The sequence below is a fragment of the Dactylosporangium sp. NPDC006015 genome, from assembly GCF_040614215.1.
GTDB lineage: Bacteria > Actinomycetota > Actinomycetes > Mycobacteriales > Micromonosporaceae > Dactylosporangium > Dactylosporangium maewongense.
Genome location: NZ_JBEXUD010000037.1, coordinates 32,442 through 52,066 on the forward strand (window position 1 = coordinate 32,442; position 19,625 = coordinate 52,066).

General features: G+C 71.8%; 22 protein-coding genes and 2 pseudogenes. 13 read left to right on the forward strand and 11 right to left on the reverse strand.

Going from position 1 to position 19,625, the window contains the following annotated elements; genetic code table 11:
- The first annotated feature begins 18 nt into the window (after positions 1-18).
- Positions 19-876, forward strand: coding sequence for a PhzF family phenazine biosynthesis protein (locus ABZ321_RS42575; protein WP_344512133.1), 858 nt, complete (start codon positions 19-21; stop codon positions 874-876).
- 119 nt (positions 877-995) lie between these two features.
- Here ABZ321_RS42575 and ABZ321_RS42580 read toward each other — a convergent pair.
- Positions 996-1,826, reverse strand: a pseudogene (locus tag ABZ321_RS42580) (DMT family transporter); the annotation flags it as partial.
- Positions 1,827-1,945: 119 nt separating this feature from the next.
- Here ABZ321_RS42580 and ABZ321_RS42585 point away from each other — a divergent pair.
- The 3 genes from ABZ321_RS42585 to ABZ321_RS42595 are packed head-to-tail and all read left to right on the forward strand — an operon-like array spanning position 1,946 to position 3,779.
- Positions 1,946-2,668, forward strand: coding sequence for an HAD family hydrolase (locus ABZ321_RS42585; RefSeq protein ID WP_354901429.1), 723 nt, complete (start codon positions 1,946-1,948; stop codon positions 2,666-2,668).
- Positions 2,665-3,270: an AmmeMemoRadiSam system protein A gene (gene amrA / locus ABZ321_RS42590; protein ID WP_354901431.1), complete on the forward strand. Its 606-nt coding sequence runs from the start codon at positions 2,665-2,667 to the stop codon at positions 3,268-3,270. The genes ABZ321_RS42585 and amrA overlap by 4 nt, the downstream gene beginning before the upstream one ends.
- Before the next feature lie 20 nt (positions 3,271-3,290).
- Positions 3,291-3,779 (forward strand): hypothetical protein, encoded by a 489-nt coding sequence (locus ABZ321_RS42595; RefSeq protein ID WP_344512139.1) that lies wholly within the window; start codon positions 3,291-3,293, stop codon positions 3,777-3,779.
- Between the two features lie 14 nt (positions 3,780-3,793).
- Here the strand turns inward: ABZ321_RS42595 and ABZ321_RS42600 are convergent, their stop codons facing one another.
- Positions 3,794-4,612, reverse strand: a complete 819-nt coding sequence (locus ABZ321_RS42600; RefSeq protein ID WP_344512141.1) for an SDR family NAD(P)-dependent oxidoreductase — start codon at positions 4,610-4,612, stop codon at positions 3,794-3,796.
- A gap of 75 nt (positions 4,613-4,687) precedes the next feature.
- Here ABZ321_RS42600 and ABZ321_RS42605 point away from each other — a divergent pair, with 75 nt between their 5' ends.
- Together ABZ321_RS42605 and ABZ321_RS42610 are read left to right on the forward strand one after the other, a co-directional pair.
- Complete coding sequence (locus ABZ321_RS42605; RefSeq protein WP_344512143.1) at positions 4,688-5,629, forward strand: CoA ester lyase; 942 nt, start codon at positions 4,688-4,690, stop codon at positions 5,627-5,629.
- Between the two features lie 105 nt (positions 5,630-5,734).
- The gene (locus ABZ321_RS42610; protein ID WP_344512145.1) at positions 5,735-6,646 is read left to right on the forward strand and encodes an SDR family NAD(P)-dependent oxidoreductase; all 912 of its coding nucleotides are present in this window, start codon (positions 5,735-5,737) and stop codon (positions 6,644-6,646) included.
- A 28-nt stretch (positions 6,647-6,674) separates the two neighbouring features.
- Here the strand turns inward: ABZ321_RS42610 and ABZ321_RS42615 are convergent, their stop codons facing one another.
- Positions 6,675-6,878 carry a DUF4190 domain-containing protein gene (locus tag ABZ321_RS42615; protein ID WP_354901434.1) on the reverse strand — a complete coding sequence of 68 codons (204 nt, stop codon included), beginning with the start codon at positions 6,876-6,878 and terminating at the stop codon, positions 6,675-6,677.
- A gap of 120 nt (positions 6,879-6,998) precedes the next feature.
- Between ABZ321_RS42615 and ABZ321_RS42620 the strand changes: the two genes are divergently transcribed.
- Entirely contained in the window at positions 6,999-8,204 is a 1,206-nt protein-coding gene (locus ABZ321_RS42620; protein WP_354901436.1) for an acyl-CoA dehydrogenase family protein, read from the forward strand.
- Here the strand turns inward: ABZ321_RS42620 and ABZ321_RS42625 are convergent.
- The 6 genes and pseudogenes from ABZ321_RS42625 to trxA form a co-directional block, all read right to left on the reverse strand.
- Complete coding sequence (locus ABZ321_RS42625) at positions 8,182-8,595, reverse strand: CoA-binding protein (protein ID WP_344512150.1); 414 nt, start codon at positions 8,593-8,595, stop codon at positions 8,182-8,184. The genes ABZ321_RS42620 and ABZ321_RS42625 overlap by 23 nt on opposite strands.
- Before the next feature lie 115 nt (positions 8,596-8,710).
- On the reverse strand, positions 8,711-9,445 hold the full coding sequence (locus ABZ321_RS42630; protein ID WP_354901438.1) for a hypothetical protein: 735 nt from the start codon (positions 9,443-9,445) through the stop codon (positions 8,711-8,713).
- A gap of 10 nt (positions 9,446-9,455) precedes the next feature.
- Positions 9,456-9,998 (reverse strand): potassium channel family protein, encoded by a 543-nt coding sequence (locus tag ABZ321_RS42635; RefSeq protein ID WP_354901440.1) that lies wholly within the window; start codon positions 9,996-9,998, stop codon positions 9,456-9,458.
- Between the two features lie 31 nt (positions 9,999-10,029).
- The gene (locus ABZ321_RS42640; RefSeq protein WP_344512156.1) at positions 10,030-10,740 is read right to left on the reverse strand and encodes a hypothetical protein; all 711 of its coding nucleotides are present in this window, start codon (positions 10,738-10,740) and stop codon (positions 10,030-10,032) included.
- A 45-nt stretch (positions 10,741-10,785) separates the two neighbouring features.
- The gene (locus tag ABZ321_RS42645; protein ID WP_354901442.1) at positions 10,786-13,266 is read right to left on the reverse strand and encodes an intein-containing Rv2578c family radical SAM protein; all 2,481 of its coding nucleotides are present in this window, start codon (positions 13,264-13,266) and stop codon (positions 10,786-10,788) included.
- A gap of 270 nt (positions 13,267-13,536) precedes the next feature.
- Positions 13,537-13,890: pseudogene (gene trxA / locus ABZ321_RS42650) on the reverse strand (thioredoxin); the annotation flags it as partial.
- 124 nt (positions 13,891-14,014) lie between these two features.
- Between trxA and ABZ321_RS42655 the strand changes: the two are divergent.
- The gene (locus ABZ321_RS42655) at positions 14,015-14,422 is read left to right on the forward strand and encodes a DCC1-like thiol-disulfide oxidoreductase family protein (protein ID WP_344512160.1); all 408 of its coding nucleotides are present in this window, start codon (positions 14,015-14,017) and stop codon (positions 14,420-14,422) included.
- Between the two features lie 113 nt (positions 14,423-14,535).
- Positions 14,536-15,024 (forward strand): hypothetical protein, encoded by a 489-nt coding sequence (locus ABZ321_RS42660; RefSeq protein WP_344512162.1) that lies wholly within the window; start codon positions 14,536-14,538, stop codon positions 15,022-15,024.
- Between the two features lie 140 nt (positions 15,025-15,164).
- Here ABZ321_RS42660 and ABZ321_RS42665 read toward each other — a convergent pair whose 3' ends face one another.
- The gene (locus ABZ321_RS42665) at positions 15,165-15,923 is read right to left on the reverse strand and encodes a DUF695 domain-containing protein (protein WP_344512164.1); all 759 of its coding nucleotides are present in this window, start codon (positions 15,921-15,923) and stop codon (positions 15,165-15,167) included.
- Between the two features lie 21 nt (positions 15,924-15,944).
- Positions 15,945-16,439, reverse strand: a complete 495-nt coding sequence (locus tag ABZ321_RS42670; RefSeq protein ID WP_344512166.1) for a MaoC family dehydratase — start codon at positions 16,437-16,439, stop codon at positions 15,945-15,947.
- Between the two features lie 319 nt (positions 16,440-16,758).
- Here ABZ321_RS42670 and ABZ321_RS42675 point away from each other — a divergent pair, with 319 nt between their 5' ends.
- From ABZ321_RS42675 to ABZ321_RS42690, 4 genes are all read left to right on the forward strand, one after another.
- The gene (locus tag ABZ321_RS42675; protein ID WP_354901445.1) at positions 16,759-17,166 is read left to right on the forward strand and encodes a hypothetical protein; all 408 of its coding nucleotides are present in this window, start codon (positions 16,759-16,761) and stop codon (positions 17,164-17,166) included.
- Positions 17,163-18,113, forward strand: a complete 951-nt coding sequence (locus ABZ321_RS42680; protein ID WP_344512170.1) for an MFS transporter permease — start codon at positions 17,163-17,165, stop codon at positions 18,111-18,113. The genes ABZ321_RS42675 and ABZ321_RS42680 overlap by 4 nt, the downstream gene beginning before the upstream one ends.
- A gap of 166 nt (positions 18,114-18,279) precedes the next feature.
- Positions 18,280-18,897 (forward strand): RNA methyltransferase, encoded by a 618-nt coding sequence (locus ABZ321_RS42685; RefSeq protein WP_344512171.1) that lies wholly within the window; start codon positions 18,280-18,282, stop codon positions 18,895-18,897.
- 19 nt (positions 18,898-18,916) lie between these two features.
- Complete coding sequence (locus ABZ321_RS42690) at positions 18,917-19,597, forward strand: DUF6758 family protein (RefSeq protein ID WP_344512172.1); 681 nt, start codon at positions 18,917-18,919, stop codon at positions 19,595-19,597.
- The last annotated feature ends 28 nt before the right edge of the window (positions 19,598-19,625 follow it).

Consider the following 19,625-nt stretch of genomic DNA (forward strand, 5'->3'; position numbering starts at 1 on the left):
TCGCCTAGGCTTCTGTGCATGAGCATGCTGCGGTACAAGGTGGTCGACGTCTTCACCGACCGGCCGTTCACCGGCAACCCACTCGCCATCGTGTTCGACGCGGATCACCTCGCCGGCGAGCAGATGCAGGCGATCGCCCTCGAGTTCAACCTGTCCGAGACGATCTTCGTGCTGCGCCCGACCACGCCCGAGGCGACCTACCGGGTGCGGATCTTCACCCCCGGCACCGAGCTGCCGTTCGCCGGGCACCCCAGCGTCGGTTGCGCCGTCACCCTGCACCGCGACGGCCTGGTCAAGACCACCGACGTGATCATGGAGTGCGGCGCGGGCCTGCTGCCGATCACCATCGACGACGTGCACGGCACCGCCACCGTCACCGGCGGCACTCCGACCGTCGAGCCGGCCCTCGACCCGGCGCCGCTGCTCGCCGCCGTCGGCCTGACGGAGGCCGACTTCGTCGGGCCGGCGCCCCGCAAGGCCGGGTGCGGGCTTCCGTTCACGTTCCTGTCCGTGACCGACGAGGCGGTGGGGCGGCTGCGGCCCGCCGGGCTCGTCGACAACCTGAGCGTCCTGCACTGGGACGCCGGGCGGCACGAGGCTCATGTACGGGTCCTCGTCCCCGACGCCGGCGTCGCCGAGGATCCCGCGACCGGCTCGGCGGCGATGGGGCTCGGGGTGTGGCTGGTCGCGTCGGGGCTGCTGCCGGGTGACGGGCTCAGCCGGTACCAGATCCGTCAGGGCTCGGAGATGCGCCGGCCCTCGCTGCTGAGCTGCTCGATCACCGCCACCGGCGGTGAGGCGGTGTCGGCGACCGTCTCCGGCCACGTCGTGCAGATCGCCTCCGGCGAGATGATCGTGCCGCCGTTCGTGGGCTGACCCGATCCGGGTGAAGCGGCCGGCGCCTCGGCCGGCGCCTCGGCCGGCGCCTCGGCCGGCGCCTCGGCCGGCGCCTCAGCCGGCGTCGAGGCGCGCCGGCCGCCGACCACCACGATCGTCACGCCGGCGAGCAGCAGCGCGATGCCGGGCAGCGTCTGCGCCGCCGGCAGCTGGTCGAGCATCAGCCACGCCAGCAGCAGCGCGCCCGGCACCTCCAGCAGGAGCAGCACGGCGACCGTCGTCGGCGGCACCCGGCGCAGCGCGTAGTTGATCAGGGTGTGGCCGAGCAGCTGGGGGCCGGCGGTCATCGCCACGATCGCCAGCCACGTCCGCGTGGTGTAGCCGCCCAGCTCCTGCCCGCCGAGCAGGCACGCCAGCCCGAGCAGCGCCGCGCAGACCGAGTAACAGACGGTCGCATAGGTGCTGGTCGAGATCGTCCCCCGCGCGTGGGCGCCGAGCATCGTGTACCCGGCCGCCGCGATCCCGCCGGCCAGCGCGAGCGCGTCACCGAGCAGCGCACGGCCCGACAGGTCCGGGTCGGCGCCCGTCGCCAGGGCCACGCCCACGACGGCGACGCCCACCCCGGCCCACGTGCTGGCCGGGACCCGCACTCCCCGCACGACGGAGATCAGCGATGTCCAGATGGGTGTCGTACTCACCAGCGCCACCGACATGGCGACGCTCGTCAGCTTGGCGCTGGGCACCCACGTGGCGAAGTGCACCGCGAGCAGCACGCCGGACGCGGCGCTGACGCGCATCGCCCGCGACCGGAACTCCTCGCGGCGCGCCGTGAGGGCCACCGGGGCGATCGCGGCGACCCCGAGCGCGTTGCGCCAGAAAGCGATCGCGAGTGCGGGCGCGGCCGCGTAGGCGATCAACGGCGCCGACGCCGAGACCGCGATGATCGCGACCGTGAGGGCGACAATTGCGGCTATCCCGATCTGGCGCATGCGCCGATGTTGTCACTAGGTGAAAATTGTCAGCGATCCGACACTTGGTAGCGCTCTTAGGCAGTAGACCGGAGCGGGTCTGCACTCGTACTTTCGGACGATGCCAGGAGGGCCGAACGGTGTTTAACGCTGTCCTTTTCGACTACTTCAATACGTGCACCACCGCAGTCGTCCGCGGTGACGGCCACCGCAGGACCGCCGAGGTGCTCGGCGTCGACCCCGGAGCGTGGCTCAGCCTCCTCGACCGCACCTTCGACGCGCGGGCCAAGGGCGCCTACGGCAGCGTCTTAGCGGGTCTCCGCGCGCTGTGCGTCGAGCTCGGCGTCGAGCCCACGCCGGCCCAGCTGCGCGAGGCCGCCGAGCTGCGCATCGCCTCGCTCCAGCAGGACGCGTCACCCCGCCCCGAGACCGAGCCCGTCCTGCGCTGGCTGCGCGACCAGGGCATCCGCACCGCCGTCGTCAGCGACTGCTGGTTCGAGCTCCCGACCGTCCTGCCCGGCACCCCCATCGGCCGCCTCTTCGACGCCGGCGTCTACTCGTCGCAGGTCGGCCACGCCAAGCCACATCCGGCGATGTACCGCACGGCCTGCGAACGCCTCGGCGTCCACCCCGAGGCCTGCCTGTACGTGGGCGACGGCGGCGGCCACGAGCTCACCGGCGCCCGTCGCTTCGGCCTCACCGCCGTCCAGCTCGACGCGCCCGACCTCGGCGGGCACCTCACCTTCCACGCCGACCTCGACTGGGACGGCGCCCGCATCACCAGCCTCGACCAGATCCCCGACCTGGTCGCCGACCGTATGCCGCTGCCCGCGACGATCGGCGCGCCTATGCTGGACTGGTGACGGCGCCGTCTGGGCCTCTGTCGCCGAAGGACGGACGGCTGCTGGCCGGACTCGCGGCGGCCGCCGTCCGCGCCCGCCTCACCGGCGAGCGCCTCATGTTCCGCGTCCCGTCGACGGGCGCCCTGCACGACCCCGGCGCCTCCTTCGTGACGCTCGAGCGGGCCGGCGCCCTCCGCGGCTGCGTCGGCAGCCTCGAGCCGGCCCGCCCGCTGCACCACGACGTCGTGGACAACGCGGTGCGGTCCATGCGCGACCCGCGGGTGCCGCCGGTCACCGCCGCCGACTGGCCCGAGCTCGACATCAAGGTCTCCGTCCTCACCGAGCCCGCCGACCTGCCCGCCGCCGGCAGCCGGGAGGCCCTGCTGGCGGTCCTGGAGCCCGGGGTGCACGGCCTGATCCTGACCGACGGCGCCCGCCGCGCCACCTTCCTGCCGGCGGTCTGGGCCAATCTGCCGACCGCCGCCCAGTTCCTCGACGCCCTGCTCCGCAAGGGTGGCTGGGCCTCCTGGCCGCCGGGCCTGCGGGCCCTGGCCTACACCTCGGCCGAGTTCGAGGACCGCTCCCCGCGCCCGCCGCTGAACGGGGCGGCGACGGCGACCTGACGGGCCACCGTTGTGATTGGATGGCAGGCGTGGAACCGCTGGTCGAAGAGGCCGCCAAGAAGGCCGCCGTCGCCTGGCTCGCCGTGCCCGGCGCCGGCCCGGCCTACCTGGTCTGGTGCGCGTGGCTCGGTGGGTCGCTGCTGGTCGTGAGCGGCCCCGGCGAGCAGTCCGCCCCCGGCCTGGCCGGGGCCGGCACCGTCGAGGTCTCCCTCCGCGGCGACCACGGCGGCCGGATCGTCACCTGGACCGCGGCGGTGGAGCGCATGGACCCGGCCGGGGAGGCCTGGGCTGAGCTCGTGCCGCAGCTGGCCGGGAAGCGGCTCAACGGCGGCGCCGACCTCGCGACCAGGTGGGCCACGGACTGCGTGGTCAGCCGTCTCACCCCGGTCGAGGACGCCCCGCTCGTCCCGATGCCCGACGACTCACAGGCCGCACCGCCGAAGCCCTCCCCGGCGACCCGCCTGCCGAAGCGCCCCTTCCGCCTGCACAGGGTCCGCGGCGCCAAGTAACGAAAAGAGCGGCGTCAGAAGCCGACCGCGGCCAGGCTCGCGTCCCACAGCTGCGCCGCCAGCCGGGGGTCCTCGGTGGCCGCGTTGGGCCTGATCAGCTTGCGCTTCTCGTAGTAGCCGCCCGACACGAGCTGCGGCCGGGGCGTCGCCACCAGCCAGACGAGCGTGTCCGCGCCCTGCTCGGGCGTCTTCGCGAACGGCGTCACCTTCGACATCAGGTTCACCCCGACGCCGGCGCCGAAGCGGCTGCGCACGAAGCCGGGGTGGTAGCTCGCCGACATGATGTCGGGCCACCGCCGGGCCGCCTCCGCGGCGAAGAGGATGTTGGCCTGCTTCGCCGCGCCGTACCGCTTCCACATCCCCGCCTTGCGGTCCCCCCGCAGGTCGGCGGGGTCGATCGCGCCCATCGAGTGGGCGGCGGAGGCGGTGTTGACGATCCGGCCGCTGCGCAGCTGCTCGCGCAGGAGGTGGCTCAGCAGGAACCCGGCCAGGTGGTTGGACTGGATGGTCGGCTCGAAGCCGTCGACGGTGCGGGCGTGCCCGGCCACCACACCGCCGGCGTTGTTCGCGAGGGCGTCGATCCGCTGGTACCGCTGGCGCAGCTGATCCACCAGCACGTGCACGTCGTCGAGGCGGCTGAAGTCGGCCCGGTACGCCGGGGGAGTGCGCCCACCGGCGGCGGCCACCTGGGCGACCGCCGCGTTCAGCCGGTCCGGGTCGCGGCCGACGAGGACGACGTGCGCGCCGCGCCGGGCCATGTCGACCGCGGCCGCCAGGCCGATCCCGGAGCTGGCACCGGTGATCACCACCGTACGGCCGGTGAGATCTCCCACAGGTGCATTCTGTGCCATCACGCGACGAGGCTACCGTGGCGAAGGTCCCCTTAATGAAGCCTAAGGAGCACCGCCATGCGCCCACGCCGGTCCTGCCTCGCCGTCCCCGGCTCGAGCGTCAAGATGCTCGACAAGGCCCAGGGGCTCCCCGCCGACCAGGTGTTCCTCGATCTCGAGGACGCCGTCGCGCCGCTGGCGAAGCCCGACGCGCGCAAGAACATCGTGGCCGCGCTCAACGACGGCGACTGGGGTGGCAAGACCAGGGTCGTGCGGGTCAACGACCTGACCACGCCGTGGACGTACCGCGACGTCATCGAGGTCGTCGAGGGCGCCGGCGAAAACCTGGACTGCATCATGCTGCCGAAGGTCCAGTCGGCGGGGCAGGTCGAGTGGCTGGACCTGACGCTCACCCAGATCGAGAAGACGATGGGGCTCGAGGTCGGCAGGATCGGCATCGAGGCGCAGATCGAGAACGCGGCCGGCCTCGTCAACGTCGACGCGATCGCGGCCGCCTCCCCGCGGATCGAGACGATCATCTTCGGCCCGGCCGACTTCATGGCGTCGATCAACATGAAGTCGCTCGTCGTCGGCGGCCTCATCCCCGGGTACCCGGGCGACCCGTACCACTACATCCTCATGCGCATCCTGATGGCCGCGCGAATGCACGACCTCCAGGCGATCGACGGCCCGTTCCTCCAGATCAGGGACGTCGACGCGTTCCGCGAGGTGGCGACCCGCAGCGCGGCGCTCGGCTTCGACGGCAAGTGGGTGCTGCACCCCGGGCAGATCGACGCGGCCAACGAGGTCTACTCGCCCGCCCAGGACGACTACGACCACGCCGAGCTCATCCTCGACGCCTACGAGCACTACACCTCGGAGGCCGGCGGCAAGCTCGGCGCCGTCATGCTCGGCGACGAGATGATCGACGAGGCGTCCCGCAAGATGGCCCTGGTCATCTCCGCGAAGGGCCGCGCCGCCGGCATGTCCCGCACGACGTCGTTCACGCCGCCCGCCTGAGCGACCCGCGCGCCCGGGTGGTCGGGCGTGCCCCGGACAACCCGGCGGCCTGAGAAATCCGTGTCGCATTGCCCGGGAGCGGCTCGGGCAGGCAGGATTTGCCCTATGGCACCCGACCTACGTTCCACCGGCCCCGCGGGCAAAGGCAACCGGCGCGACGCGAGCCGCCCTTCCTCGGCCCGCCGCACCCTGCGGGCCGTCCCGTCGTCCGGGCCTGAGCTCGCCGAGGAGCCGGTTGCGGATGACGAGGGCACGGCGATCGACCGCCTCGACGGCCGTGTCGCGCTGGTCACCGGCGCCGGCAGCCCGGACGGCATCGGCTACGCCACCGCCCGCCGGCTGAAGGCGATGGGCGCGGCGGTCGCCATCGTCTCCACCACCCGGCGCATCCACGACCGGGCCACCGAGCTCGGCGTCACCGGCTTCGTCGCCGACCTCACCGTCGAGGCCGAGGTCGGCGCGCTGGCCGACGCGATCGTCGACCAGGTCGGCACCGTCGACATCCTCGTCAACAACGCCGGCCTGGCCAGCAAGGCCAGCCCCGAGGTGCTGCGCCCCGTCGCGCAGCTCACCTACGAGGAGTGGCGCGCCGAGATCGACCGCAATCTCACCACCGCGTTCCTGGTCAGCCGGGCATTCGTCGGCGGCATGGCCGAGCACGGCTGGGGCCGCATCGTGAACCTCGCCGCCACCGCCGGCCCGGTCAACGCACTGCCCGCCGAGGCGGGCTACGCGGCCGCGAAGGCCGGCGTCGTCGGTCTCACCCGCGCCCTCGCCATGGAGCTCGTCGCCGACGGCATCACCGTCAACGCGGTCGCCCCCGGCATCATCCACACCGGCGCGTCGACGCTGGTCGAGCTCAAGCAGGGCTTCGGCACGCCGATGGGCCGCCCCGGGACCCCCGAGGAGGTGGCCGCGACGATCGCCTTCCTGTGCTCGCCCGGCGCCTCGTACATCACCGGACAGATGCTCGTGATCGACGGCGGCAACAGCGTCCGCGAGGCCCAGTACCGGTGACCCGGGCGCCGGAGGCGTCACGCCGGCGTCAGAAGCCGAGCGCCACGATCGGGATGCCGCAGAGCACCAGCAGCTCCACATAGCCGATCACCAGCGCCGCCAGCGCGAGCCCGTGCCCGCGCTGGCCGGTGCGGCCCGTCTGCGCCCACGCGATGTGCCCCATCAGGATCCCGAAGGGCGGCACCAGGACCGCGCAGACCAGGGCAGCGATCGTCATCTTGTTGTAGGCCACCTGAGAACCATTTCACAGGGGTGTGTGGGCTGCTCACGTTGGCCTGGGCCAGGCCGAGCCGGAATACTTCCTCCATACCTGCCGGTAACAAGCAGGACGCTGACCAATGGAGGTCGATCAATGGCCCGCCTCGCCCAGACGCCCGGTCTGACCGATGTGCAGCAGTCGATTCTGGAGACGGTGCGGGAGTTCGTCGACAAGGAGATCATCCCGCACGCCCAGCACCTGGAGCACGACGACGTCTACCCGGCGGACATCGTCGACGGCATGCGCGAGATGGGCCTGTTCGGCCTCACCATCCCCGAGGAGCACGGCGGTCTCGGCGAGTCGCTGCTGACGTACGCACTGGTCGTGGAGCAGCTCTCGCGCGGCTGGATGTCGGTGTCGGGCATCGTCAACACGCACTTCATCGTCGCCTACCTGGTGGCGCAGCACGGCTCGGCGGAGCAGAAGGCGAGCCTCCTGCCACGGATGGCCGCCGGCGAGGTCCGCGGCGCGTTCTCGATGTCTGAGCCCGGCTGCGGGTCCGACGTCGCCGCCATCCGCACCAAGGCCGTCCCGGACGGCGACGACTACGTCATCAACGGCCAGAAGATGTGGCTGACCAACGGCGCGTACTCCTCCGTCGTCGCCACCCTGGTCAAGTCCGACCTGGGCGCCGACTCGGTCTACGGGAACATGACCACGTTCCTGCTGGAGAAGACGCCCGGCTTCGGCGAGAACGAGGCGCTGCCCGGCCTCACCATCCCCGGCAAGATCGAGAAGATGGGGTACAAGGGCGTCGAGACGACCGAGATGGTCCTCGACAACGTCCGGGTGCCCGGCAGCGCGGTGCTCGGCGGCGCCGACAAGGCAGGCCGCGGCTTCTACCAGATGATGGACGGCATCGAGGTCGGCCGGGTCAACGTCGCGGCCCGCGCGTGCGGTATCTCGATCCGCGCGTTCGAGCTGGCCATCGCCTACGCGCAGCAGCGCCAGACGTTCGGCGCGCAGCTGGTCAAGCACCAGGCGATCGCGTTCAAGCTCGCCGAGATGGCCACGAAGATCGAGGCGGCGCACGCGCTGATGGTCAACGCTGCCCGGCTCAAGGACGCCGGCCAGCGCAACGACGTCGAGGCCGGCATGGCGAAGCTCCTGGCCAGCGAGTACTGCGCCGAGGTCGTGCAGGAGTCCTTCCGCATCCACGGCGGCTACGGCTACTCCAAGGAGTACGAGATCGAGCGCCTCATGCGCGAGGCGCCCTTCCTGCTCATCGGCGAGGGCACCAGCGAGATCCAGAAGACGATCATCAGCCGGGGGCTGCTCAAGGAGTACGGGGTCCGCTGATCGCGTGCACGGCGCGCACCACGGCGATGCACGTGTCCTCGACGTAGTCGACGCCGGCGGCCTCGGCCAGGGCACGCCCCTCGGGCGAGACGATGTCCTGCTGCAGCCAGACCGCCGGCGCGCCGATCGCGATCGCGTCCTTCACGACCTGCGTCGCGTCGGCGGACGGCCGGAAGACGTTCACGAAGTCGACCGGCTCAGGGATGTCGGCGAGGCTGCGGTACACGCGGACCCCGAAGATCTGGTCCGCGAACGGGTTCACGGGGATGATCCGCCAGCCGCGCCGCTGGATCGCCAGCGGCACCGAGTGGGCGGTCTTCCGCGGGTCCCGCGACGCCCCGACGACGGCGATCGTGGCCGACTCCCGCAGGATCTGCTCAGCGCTGCGCATGCCTCGACCGTAGCGCGCGGCGATGCACGCGCGGCGATGGGCGTCGGCCGCCCTGTCCCCGCTGACAGCTCCCGCCGCGGCAACGGGCGTCGGTCACCGGCCCCTGCCGGGCGGCTCACGCCGCGGCGATGGGCGTCGGTCCGCCGGTCAGTCCTGCCGACAGTCGCGCGCCGAGCAGCAGCGCGTGCACCCGCACCGCCTCACCCGGCTCGCCGACGGCCGCCCGGCGCTCCGGATACGCCACGTAGTAGCCGATCAGGTCCATCAGGAACAGCAGGCTGCCGTCCACGTCCTCCGGCCGCACCGTCACCGGTCGCGACCGCCCCGCGACGAGCAGGTCGACCCTGGGATGCGCCCGGTCGCCGTTGAGCTCGACCCGTTCGATGCTGCTCCAGGTGTACGAGCGGCCGCCGACCCACACGCCGTCGCCCGTGAGCCGCACCGAGGGCGTGCCGCGCACCAGCCGCAGGAGGCCCCTTGCGCCGGACATGTACATGGCCGCGGCACCGCCGAGCGCGAGCACGGCGACGACCGGCCCGGCGTCCGCGAGCAGCGCCCAGACGAGCACCACCGACCCGACCGCGAACACCCGCCCGACCCGCGCGCACGCCTCGCGGAACGGCCGGTGGAGCTCCCACCCCGGCCGCGCCGGCGCCTCGTCCCGCCGGCGCAGCTCGTTGACGGCGAAGTTGGTGCCGTGCACGACCGCGTTGGCCAGCACGAACGGCGCCAGCACCGGGCTGCCCTCCGGCGCCGCGAGCGCCAGCAGCAACGCGCCCGCGAGCAGCGTCACCCCGGGCGGGACCGCGACCCACAACCAGTTCGACGGATTGCGACGTGGCGCGCTCATGGCCAGAACGCTAGCCACTCCCGTCCCCGCCCGGCGTCACCCGATCGGCCTCGCCGCCGGTGCCCGCGCCTGCGTCGCCGACCCTGCGGCGGACCGCACCGCCGAGGACGGTGACGGCGGCGCCGACGTAGACGAGGTTGAACAGGATCTGCGCGATGACCACGATCCGGGCCGCCTGCCCCACCGCGTGCACGTCGCCGTAGCCGACCGTCGCGAGCGTCGACAGCGTGAAGTACAGCGCGTCGGTCCTCGTGGCCAGCCCGGTGAACTGCCCCTCGTGGCCGGCGAGCAGCACGTACACCAGCGAGAACGACAACACGGTGACGACCAGCAGATTGACCAGCGCCTCCAGGTGCGCGGCGGTCCGCCCGCCGGTGCGGACCTGCCGGAGCAGCTGCCGCCTGAACACCACGACCAGCACCGCGAGCAGGACCACGGCACCGCCGGCCTGCGCCCAGTCGCCCGCGGTGCGCATCAGGCGCAGCGGGACCAGGTAATACAGGAACCCGGCGGCCGCGAGCGTGCACGCGACGCGCCGGACCGGTCTCCGCACAGCTCCACCGTGCCCCACGGCGGCCCTGCGGTCAGGTGACCTGCCGGGTGAGCGCGCCCCGGAGCCGCTCCAGCTCCTCGGGCGTGCCGATCGCCGCGCGCCGCTCAGGCTGCCGGGCGTACAGGTCGATGACCCTGGTCAGGAAGTACAGCGACACCTCGAGCGGCACGTCCTCGCCGGGCCGGAACTCCCGCACCCGCCGCCCCCGCACCAGCTCAGGGCTGCCGACCGCCCACGCGCCGGACTCCGACCTGACGCCCAGGGCGTCCCACGGCACGAACGAGCGCCCCCCGTCGATCGCCAGCCCCTCCGAGGTCAGCACGAGCGGGCCGCTGCGCAGCATCCTGACCGACAACACCAGCAGGAACAGCGTGGTCAGGACGACGATCCCGTACGACATGGCGCGCAGCACCGACAGGTGCCCGACCCGGAACCCGTTGAACGCCATCAGCACCAGCGCCGCGCCCAGCACCCCGTAGAACACGCACTGCCGCCGGAAGTTCGGCTGCACCCTGAACGCCGCCTGCTCCTGCCACACCACGATCGCGAACGTCGACGGCCCCCGCGTCGTGTGCGCCAGAAGAATCAACCCGAACGCGATCCCGATCGTCGCGACGATCAGCAACACCAGGAGCACCGGCACGTACGCGGCCGGGTCGTCTCTGGTCACCACCGGCACCAACACGCCGACCACGAGGGTCGGCGCGAGGAGCACCAGGAAGTCACCGGCACGAGCACGCATGCAACCGAGCTTATGCACGCTAGCTGACCGTTTCCTGACCGCCGATCACAGCAACGACAGCTGCTCACCCACCTCCACCACCCCCGCCCGGCCCCCTTCCACGACCGGTGCCGCCGACGCCCCGGCAGAGCCTCTGCCGAGCGCCCCCGGTGCCGTTGGCTGTCCCGTGAGACTCTTCTGCGGCGTTTCGACCGAAGCGGGGCTGATGGACAGCGGCAAGGGCTCGGCGGTGGTCCCCGGCGTGCCGGGGGCTCTGTCCGCCGGGGCCGGGTCGACCGAAGCTGCTGACTGTGGCGTGGTGCTCTTCGCCTGCGTCCCGGCAGCGGTTGGACTGATGGGCAGCGGTAAGGGCGTGGTGGCGGTCGCCGGCCCGCTGGCGGACCTGTTGGGCGGGGTGCGAGTGGTGGGCCGCGGCGGCGTGTCGGTGGTCGCCGGGCTGCCGGTGGGACTGTTCGGTGGGGCGGTGGTGGGGCTGGTCGCCGGGCCGCTGGTGGAGTTGTCGGGCGGGGCGCTGGTGGATCTGGGTGCCGAGCCACCGGCGATGGGCGGGGCGCCGGTGGTGGTCGGGGGGAAGGGCAGCGGCAAGGTGTCGGCGGCGGGTGGGGGTGGGGCGGCGGAGAGTTGGCGGGTGGTGCTGGTGTCGCCGGTGGGCAGGCCGTGGCGGCGGCAGGCGAGGCGGACGCGGGCGGCGACCTCGCGCTGGTAGGCCTGGCCGGCGTAGGCGCCGTCGCCGTAGAGCTGGCGGTAGCGGGGGGCGAGGTGGGGGTGCTCGCGGGCGAGCCAGGCCTGGTACCACTCGCGGGCGCCCGGGCGCAGGTGCAGGGCCAGGGGGACGACGCTGGCGGCGCCCGCGGCCGCGAGGGCGGCGACGGTGGTGTCGATCGACTCGGCGGTGTCGGTGAGGCCGGGCAGGATCGGGGCCATGAGGACGCCGACGGCGAAGCCCGCGTCGGCGAGGCGGCGCACCACGTCGAGGCGGCGGCGGGGGCTGGGGGTGCCGGGCTCGACGGAGCGCCACAGCGGCTCGTCGACGAAGCCGATCGACATCGAGACGCCGACGGTCGTCACCTGCGCGGCCTGGGTCAGCAGGTCGAGGTCGCGGGCGATGAGCGTGCCCTTGGTGAGGATGGAGAACGGGTTGGCGTGGTCGCGGAGCGCGGCGAGGATGTCGCGCATCAGCTGGTAGCGGCCCTCGGCGCGCTGGTAACAGTCGACGTTGGAGCCCATCGCCAGGTGCCTGGGGGTCCACGAGGGGGCGGAGAGCTCGCGGCGCAGCACCTCGCCGGCGTTGACCTTGACCACGATCTGCGAGTCGAAGTCGTGGCCGGCGTCGAGGTCGAGATAGGTGTGGGTGTTGCGGGCGAAGCAGTTGTGGCTGACCACGCCGCCCGCGATGAAGTCGCCCGTGCCGGTCGTGATGTCGAACATGGGCACGTCGACGCCGAGCGGCTCGATCGCGGTCACCCGCAGGCTCTCGTCGCCGCGGACGAGCTCGCCGGCGACGGTGCCGGTGGGGGTGGCCGGGGCGAACATCAGCCCGAAGCGCAGCCGCTCCCGCACCCCGCCGAGGACCCTGGTCAGCGTGCCGTCGGTGACGGTGGCGAAGCCGAGGACGGTCAGGCACTCGACGAGCCAGTCGACGACCACCTTGTCGACCAGGTCGAAGGCGGGCAGCTCGCCGGACACGTCGCCGGCGGCATCGAACAGCCCGGCGACGAACCCCTGCCGCCACGCGCGGGTGGGGACCTCGGGCCAGTCGATGACGGCGCTCGTGTCGCGGACGCTGGCGCCGGCGAACTCCCGGTCGTCGGCGGCCATCGCGTGCAGCCCGCCGCAGGCGGTGGCATAGGCCCTGGCCCGGCGCAGCGCGGCGGGCGCGACCGGGCCGACGTGCCCGTCGCCGTGGACGAACCCGCACAGATACCCCCGCCGGTAACCCGGGGTCACCCGGGGACGCTCGGGGAGGGCGCCGAAGCCGGTGAGCCGGTTGGCGGTGGTCAGGTGCGGCCGGCGGGCGCGGCCGTGCCGGGCGCCGGTGACGTGCTTCCAGCCGCGGTCGGACAGGAACCGGTGGTCGCCGGACGCGACGAGGGTGGTGCCGTCGTGGAGGGTGACGCGGTGCGCGGGCTTGACGGTCGACCAGTGCGCGAGGACCTTCGTCGTGACATAGCGTCGCAACCGTCCGTCACGGACCGTGCCGATGATGTCGTCGCCGGGGCGCAGGTCGGCGAGGGGCCGGGTGGTGCCGTCGGCCATGAGGATCGCGGTGTCGCCGGCGAGGCAGTAGACACACGCGTGCGAGCACCCGCGGTAGGGGTTGATCGTCCACTCGAACGGCACACGTGACTGGCCCGGCACCCGGTTGATCAGGGACTTTGCCTGCACCTCATAGAACGTGACACCGCGGAACTCGGGGGTGTCGAAGGTGCGGGCGACGGCCCCGGGCAGTGCGAGCGGAAGCGCTCGCACTGGCCCGGCGTCACCGGTGCCGGGACCGCCAGTCGCCTTCAGGTTGTCCCATCGCACACGCCAATTCGAACACGTGTACGAACGAACCGCAAGCTACGCCTCGACGGTTTCGCCCACAGCGTTCTCGCGCTCCGTGACGCCCGCAGGCTTGGCCTCAGGGTCCTTCGCGGTCTCCGCCTCGGCGGTCTCGGTCTTGCTCGTGTCGGCCTTCGCCGCCTCGGTCTTGCTCGTCTCGGGCTCGCTGGTCTCCGCCTTGGCCGCCTCGGTCTTGCTGCTCTCGGCCTTGGCCGCCGGCGCCGCCTTGGCGGGTGCGTCGTGCTTGGTGGCGTGCTCGGCGATCTGCGCCCGCACCTCGTCCATGTCGAGGTCGCGGACCTGCTGGATCAGCGACTCGAGCTGCTGCTCGCGCAGCATGCCCGGCTGGGAGAACACCGCGACGCCGTCACGCACGATCATCAGCGTGGGGATGGAGCGGATCTGGAACTCCATCGCGAGCTCCTGCTGCGCCTCCGTGTCCACCTTGCCGAAGATCAGGTCCGGGTTGTTCTCCGAGACCTTCTCGAACGTGGGGGCGAAGGCACGACACGGCCCGCACCACTCGGCCCAGAAGTCGACAAGGGTGATGCCCTCGCCGCCGACCTTCTCGGCGAAGTTTTCGGCGGTCAGTTCAACGGTTGCCATGTCTGTCCGATCCTTTCGGGCGGTCGGGTACGCACCGTCATAACCACGTACCCCTTACGGGCATTCCCAACCGGTGGCAGGGCTCACGATGGCGTGGGCCGGCGCGTGATCCATGATGGAGGACATGGATCGGCCGACGTTCGTCTTCGACGGTGATTGCGCGTTCTGCTCGTCATGCGCCCGGTTCATCGAGCGGCGCATCAGGCCAGCCGCGCATGTCGTGGCGTGGCAGTTCGCCGACCTCGACGAGCTCGGCGTCACCGAGGACGAGGCGGGCGCCGCCGTGCAGTGGGTGACCGCCGGCCGCGCGCCCACCGCGGGCCCGGTCGCGATCGCCGACATGCTGCGCTCGGTGCCCGGAGCGGCCGGGCGGTTCCTGTGGCGCCCGCTGGGCGCACTGTTGGGGTTGCGGCTCGTTTCGGCGTCGGCGTGGCCGGTGTACCGGTGGGTCGCCCGCAACCGGCACCGCATGCCCGGCGGGACCGCCGCCTGCGCGCTGCCGCCGAACCACCCCGCCCGAGCGGGACGCTGACCCGGTAGCCCACCTGACGGCTGAGCCGGGAGCGCGGCAAGTAAGGGGGCAAACCCGGAGATTTGCGGCTGAGCCGGGCTTTTCGGCATACGCTCGCGAGTGGGAGGTACGCCATGTCGAGCCAGCCCACACCGAGCCAGCCCAGCGCCGGGGTCGATCTGCCGCTGCACAGGCACGAGTGGGACCGGCTCGTCCGGCTGCCCCGCCACGTCCTCGTCGTCGCCAGCGCCGGGGACGCCAATGTCGACGCCGTCGCCGGGGTCGAGGCCATCGCGGCGGGCCAGCGCTCCCGGGCGCTGCTCGTCCGGGGCGTCGTCGCGGCGATCTTCGCCGAGCACGAGCAGGTCACGGGCACCGAGCCGCTGGACCGCGAGGGTGTCCTCGCGGAGTGTGGCGCGGCCGTGCGGATGCTGGCCGCCCGGCTGGGCGCGGACGTCGCGCTCGCCTACGGCGAGTGGCTGATGGACGTCGCGGCCAGCGTCGGCCGCACCGCGTGGCGGCCCGGCGTGATCCGGCTCGGCGGGGTGGAGATCCTGCTCGCCGAGCGGGAGTTCGTCAACGAGATCGGCAGGGAATTGGCGCTGGCTCTGCACCGCCAGTAGAGGACGCGCCGGCGGTCGCCGGTCGGGTGGGCTGGGCAAACCTTCTCATCCGGCTGGCCTCCAACACACCCGGCCGCCGTACAAAGCCGCGAATGCGCGAAGAGCTGCAAATCAGTACAAGAGCCGCAAACGCCGGCAGGTCAGGCCTGCACCATGCAGCCCCAGCCGTCATAGGCGCCGTCGTGGCGCTCGACGACGCCGCGCACCTCCCAGGTGACCTCGTGCAGCGCCGGCGGCTCGACCGCGTCCCGCCGGATCGCCTGCAGCACGAAATCGGCCTCGTCGCCGCGCTCGACGGTCACCGCGAACCCGAGGTCGCGCAGCTCCTGCGCGGCCGCCTCGGCGCGGTCGGTGTCGGGGAAGTACGCGAGGAACTCGACCGGCCGCGGCTGGCTGAGCCGGTCGCCGTGGCCCTCCAGCTCCTGGACGACCTGGTTGTCCTCCATGATGTTGCGCTGCCAGCCGTTGGGGGTGAGCTCCTCGCGGACCCTGCTCCAGCCCGGGTCCGGCTCGAGCCTGCCGGTGGCGGACAGCTCGGGGATGTCCGGCAGCGCCGGTGCGGCCGCGCCCTCGGGCAGGTAGCCGGTGATGCGCCCGGTGTTGGCGGTCACCACCCGGCCGACCATCGCCCCACGGACGCCGCGCAGCGCCTGCCGCACGGCCTCGTCGAGCGCGTGGATGGCGCCCAGCTCGGAATCGGCGGGCATGCCGCTGGCGCCGTCACCGGTGTAGGTGAACTCGACGTCGAAGCGCTGCGGCAGCCGCGCCACGGGAGCCGCCTCGACGGCGCCGAGGTCGATGTTGTACATCGCCAGCCCGGCGCCGATCTCGCCGGGATACACGGCCCAGCGCTCGACCCATGCCGGCTCGCGCCCCAGCAGCCTGCGCAGCAACCCCACTGCCGTCCTCCTAAACGAGCGTCATTCGCGCGGCTCCGGGAAGCTCGGCATCTCCGGCCCCGCGTGGGACTTCTTCGGCACCATGACCTTGCGCCGGAAGACGCAGATCAGCGTGCCGTCCTGCTTGTAGCCCTTGGTCTGCACCGTGACCACGCCGCGGTCGTCCTTGGACTCCGACTCGCGCTTGTCGAGCACCGTGGTCTCGCCGTAGATGGTGTCACCGTGGAAGGTCGGCGCGGTATGCCGCAGGGACTCGACCTCGAGATTGGCGATCGCCTTACCGGACACGTCGGGCACCGACATGCCGAGCAGAATCGAATAGACGTAGTTGCCGACGACCACGTTGCGCTGGAAATGCGTCGACGTCTCCGCGTAGTGGACGTCGAGGTGCAGCGGATGATGGTTCATCGTCAGCAGGCAGAACAGGTGGTCGTCCGACTCGGTGACCGTCTTGCCGGGCCAGTGCCGGTAGACGGCGCCGACCTCGAACTCCTCGAAATACCGGCCGAACTGCATCAGCGACTCCCTCGTCGTTGTGGGGTCTGCAAGCATGCCGGGTACGGACGGGAAATTCAGCCGAGTGTGACAAAAACGCAGTGAGCGGCGGGGCCCTCCCTGGCGCCCGCCGCCCACGCTGTGTGATCAGTATCTTGGTCGCGAAGGCCACGCTCCGTATAGAGACGCAGATCACAGTTATGGAAATGAGACGAAAATTGAGCGCAAGCACTACGGAGTGTGCCGATGGTCTCACTACACAGCGTAGTGGGCGTCTGGGGTACGAGACGGCGGACGGTAAAGTCTGGCGCCGATGGAACGGTTGAGCACGCGGGGGCGCGTGACACGGGTGGCGGTCACGCTGGTGGTCGTCGTGCTGACCTTCGCCGGCACGCTCGTCGGCAACGACTTCTGGTTCCCGTTCGCGCCGTTCCAGATGTTCGCGATCGCCGACAAGCCCAATGAGCCGGTCCTGGTGCTGCGCACCGACGGGGTCGACACCACCGGCAAGCGGATCGTGCTCGACGAGCGCAACGCCGGGGTGCGCCGGGCCGAGATCGAGGCGCAGATCGACCGGTTCAAGGCGGACCCCAGCCTGCTGCGCTCGGTCCAGGACGCCTACGCCGCCCGCAACCCGGGCAAGCCGCCCCTCGTGGAGGTCGACATCGTCGAGGTCCAGCACCACCTGCGCAACGCGCAGCCGACCGGCGTGATCACCGAGGTCGTGCTCGCCAGGTGGAAATCATGAGCCACAAGGCCGTGACCAAGCTGCGCGACTGGCTCTTCGAGCCGGTGCCGAAGGGGCGCATCGCCGCCTTCCGCACCCTGGTCTACGTCTTCGTCGCCCTCGACGTGGTCTTCTTCAGCGCCTGGATCAAGAGCCACGGCGACCTGCCCGGCAACCTGTACCAGCCGCTCGTCGTCGGCGAGGTGCTGCCGCTGCCCACGCCCACCCCGTTGGTGGTCGGCACGATCTACTGGGCGCTGATCCCGTTGAGCCTCGCCGCCGCGACCGGCCGCGCGCACCGGCTCCTCGGCTGGAGCGTGTTCGTCCTGTACCTCGAGTACATGATCGTCGCGATGAGCTACGGCAAGATCGACCACGACAGGTTCGGCCTGCTGGTCGCGCTCGCCGTGCTGCCGGCCGCGGGCCGCGCCAGGCACGGCGACAAGGAGCTCACCGAGGCCGGCGGCTGGGCGCTGCGGCTCACCCAGATCGGCGTCGTGTGCACGTACTTCCTGTCCTCGCTCGCCAAGCTGCGCTTCGGCGGGCTGGAATGGTTGACCGGCGCCACCCTGACCAGGGCGTTCATCCGCCGCGGCACCGTGCTCGCGCACTGGCTGCTCGGCATCCCCGGCTTCACCACGGTCAGCCAGATCGGCATCGTGGGCTTCGAGCTGCTCAGCCCACTGGTGTTCGTGGTGAAGCCGAAGGTGCGCGCCGCGGTCGTCGCCGGCTTCTACGCCTTCCACCTCGTGACCTTCTGCCTGATCACGATCTCGTTCGTCCCGCACCAGGTGGCGATGGCGTGCTTCCTGCCCCTGGAGAAGGTCACGCCGGTGCGCTGGACCCGCCGGCTGCTGCGGCGGCCGAAGCCGGACGGCTCAGCCGAACAGGCTCGCGAAGAAGTCACCGAAGCCGCCGGCGATGTCCATCAGGGCGCCGCCGATGGACTTGACCACCTCGGCCGCTGACTGCGGCCGATACGCGACGAAGAAGATGAGGAAGGCAATGCCTCCCCAGGTGAGGACCTTCTTGACCATTTTCGGCAATCCCCTCCGGGTCTGCGATTGCAAGGAACGTAGCGTATCGGGTGAGCGCCACAGGGTGAATGAGTGTCGGCCCGGGGATTCACGGTAGATGCACAACGACGACGACATCGGCGTGGGGCCGTGGGACGGCGACTGGCCGGCCGGTCCCCACTACGACCCTGAGCTGCTCGCGGCCGGTGACCGGCGCAATGTCGTGGACCGTTACCGGTACTGGCGGCTCGACGCGATCGTCGCCGACCTCGACCGCCGCCGGCACACATTCCACGTCGCCATCGAGAACTGGCAGCACGACCTCAACATCGGCACGGTCGTGCGCAACGCCAACGCGTTCCTCGCCGCCGAGGTGCACATCGTGGGCCGCCGCCGGTGGAACAAGCGCGGCGCGATGGTCACTGACCGCTATCAACATGTCCGGCACCATCCGACGGTCGAGGAGTTCCTCGACTGGGCGGTCGCGCAGGACCTGCCGGTGATCGGGATCGACAACCTGCCGGGCGCGCTGCCGCTGGAGCGGGCCGAGCTGCCCCGCCGGTGCGTGCTGCTGTTCGGCCAGGAGGGCCCTGGCCTCTCGGAACCCGCCCGGAAGGCATGTGCCGCCGTGTACTCCATCGCGCAGTACGGCTCGACCCGGTCGATCAACGCCGGAGTCGCCAGCGGGATCGCGATGCACACCTGGATCCGGGCGTACGGCGACAACAGCCCATAGGACCCATTACCGTGGGTACATGGGCGTCGCAGTCAGCTGTCCCCGTTGTGGCGGCCCGGTGCGGTCACCGGACCTCATGCACTCCGAGTGGAGGTGCGATGAGGACGGCGAAGTGCTGCCGCTGCACGTCGCGCAGCACATCGGACCGGAGATCGTCGAGGCGGCGAAGGCCAGGCTGATCGCCGCGGCGCAGCGCGCCGGTGAGCGGCGGCCCACCCCGATGTGGTGCCCGTGGCCGCTGCCGACCGGCTGGACCGTGACCGGCGTCGGCTGGGTCGGCGACGAGCGCTCCGGCGTGCGCGCCACCGCCGTCGCGTGCAGCGGCCCCGGCCCGGTCGAGCACGGGCCCGCCGACTGCGTGATCATCGCGGAGGAGCCCGGCATCGGCCTGGGCACCCGCTTCGCCGGCATCCCCGGCACCGACCCCGGCACCTTCTTCGACGGCGACATCGCCACCACCACCGCGCACGCCAAGGTCCGCGCCGCCGGCTGGCCGACGCCGCTGTGGATGGCGAAGTCACCCGAGGACCGTTGCGCCTACGTCGGTGAGGCGATGGGCGTGTGGCTCTACGTCGTCACGTGGCCGGCCGCCGCGGGCTACCTCCTGGAGGAGGAGCTCGACCTGCACGATCTCGCCGACGATGTGCCAACCCATCTCGTCTACGGCGCGCCGTCGCCGTATCTTCACGGCAAGGCGTAGAAGTTCACGACTAGGATCGACCCTTAGT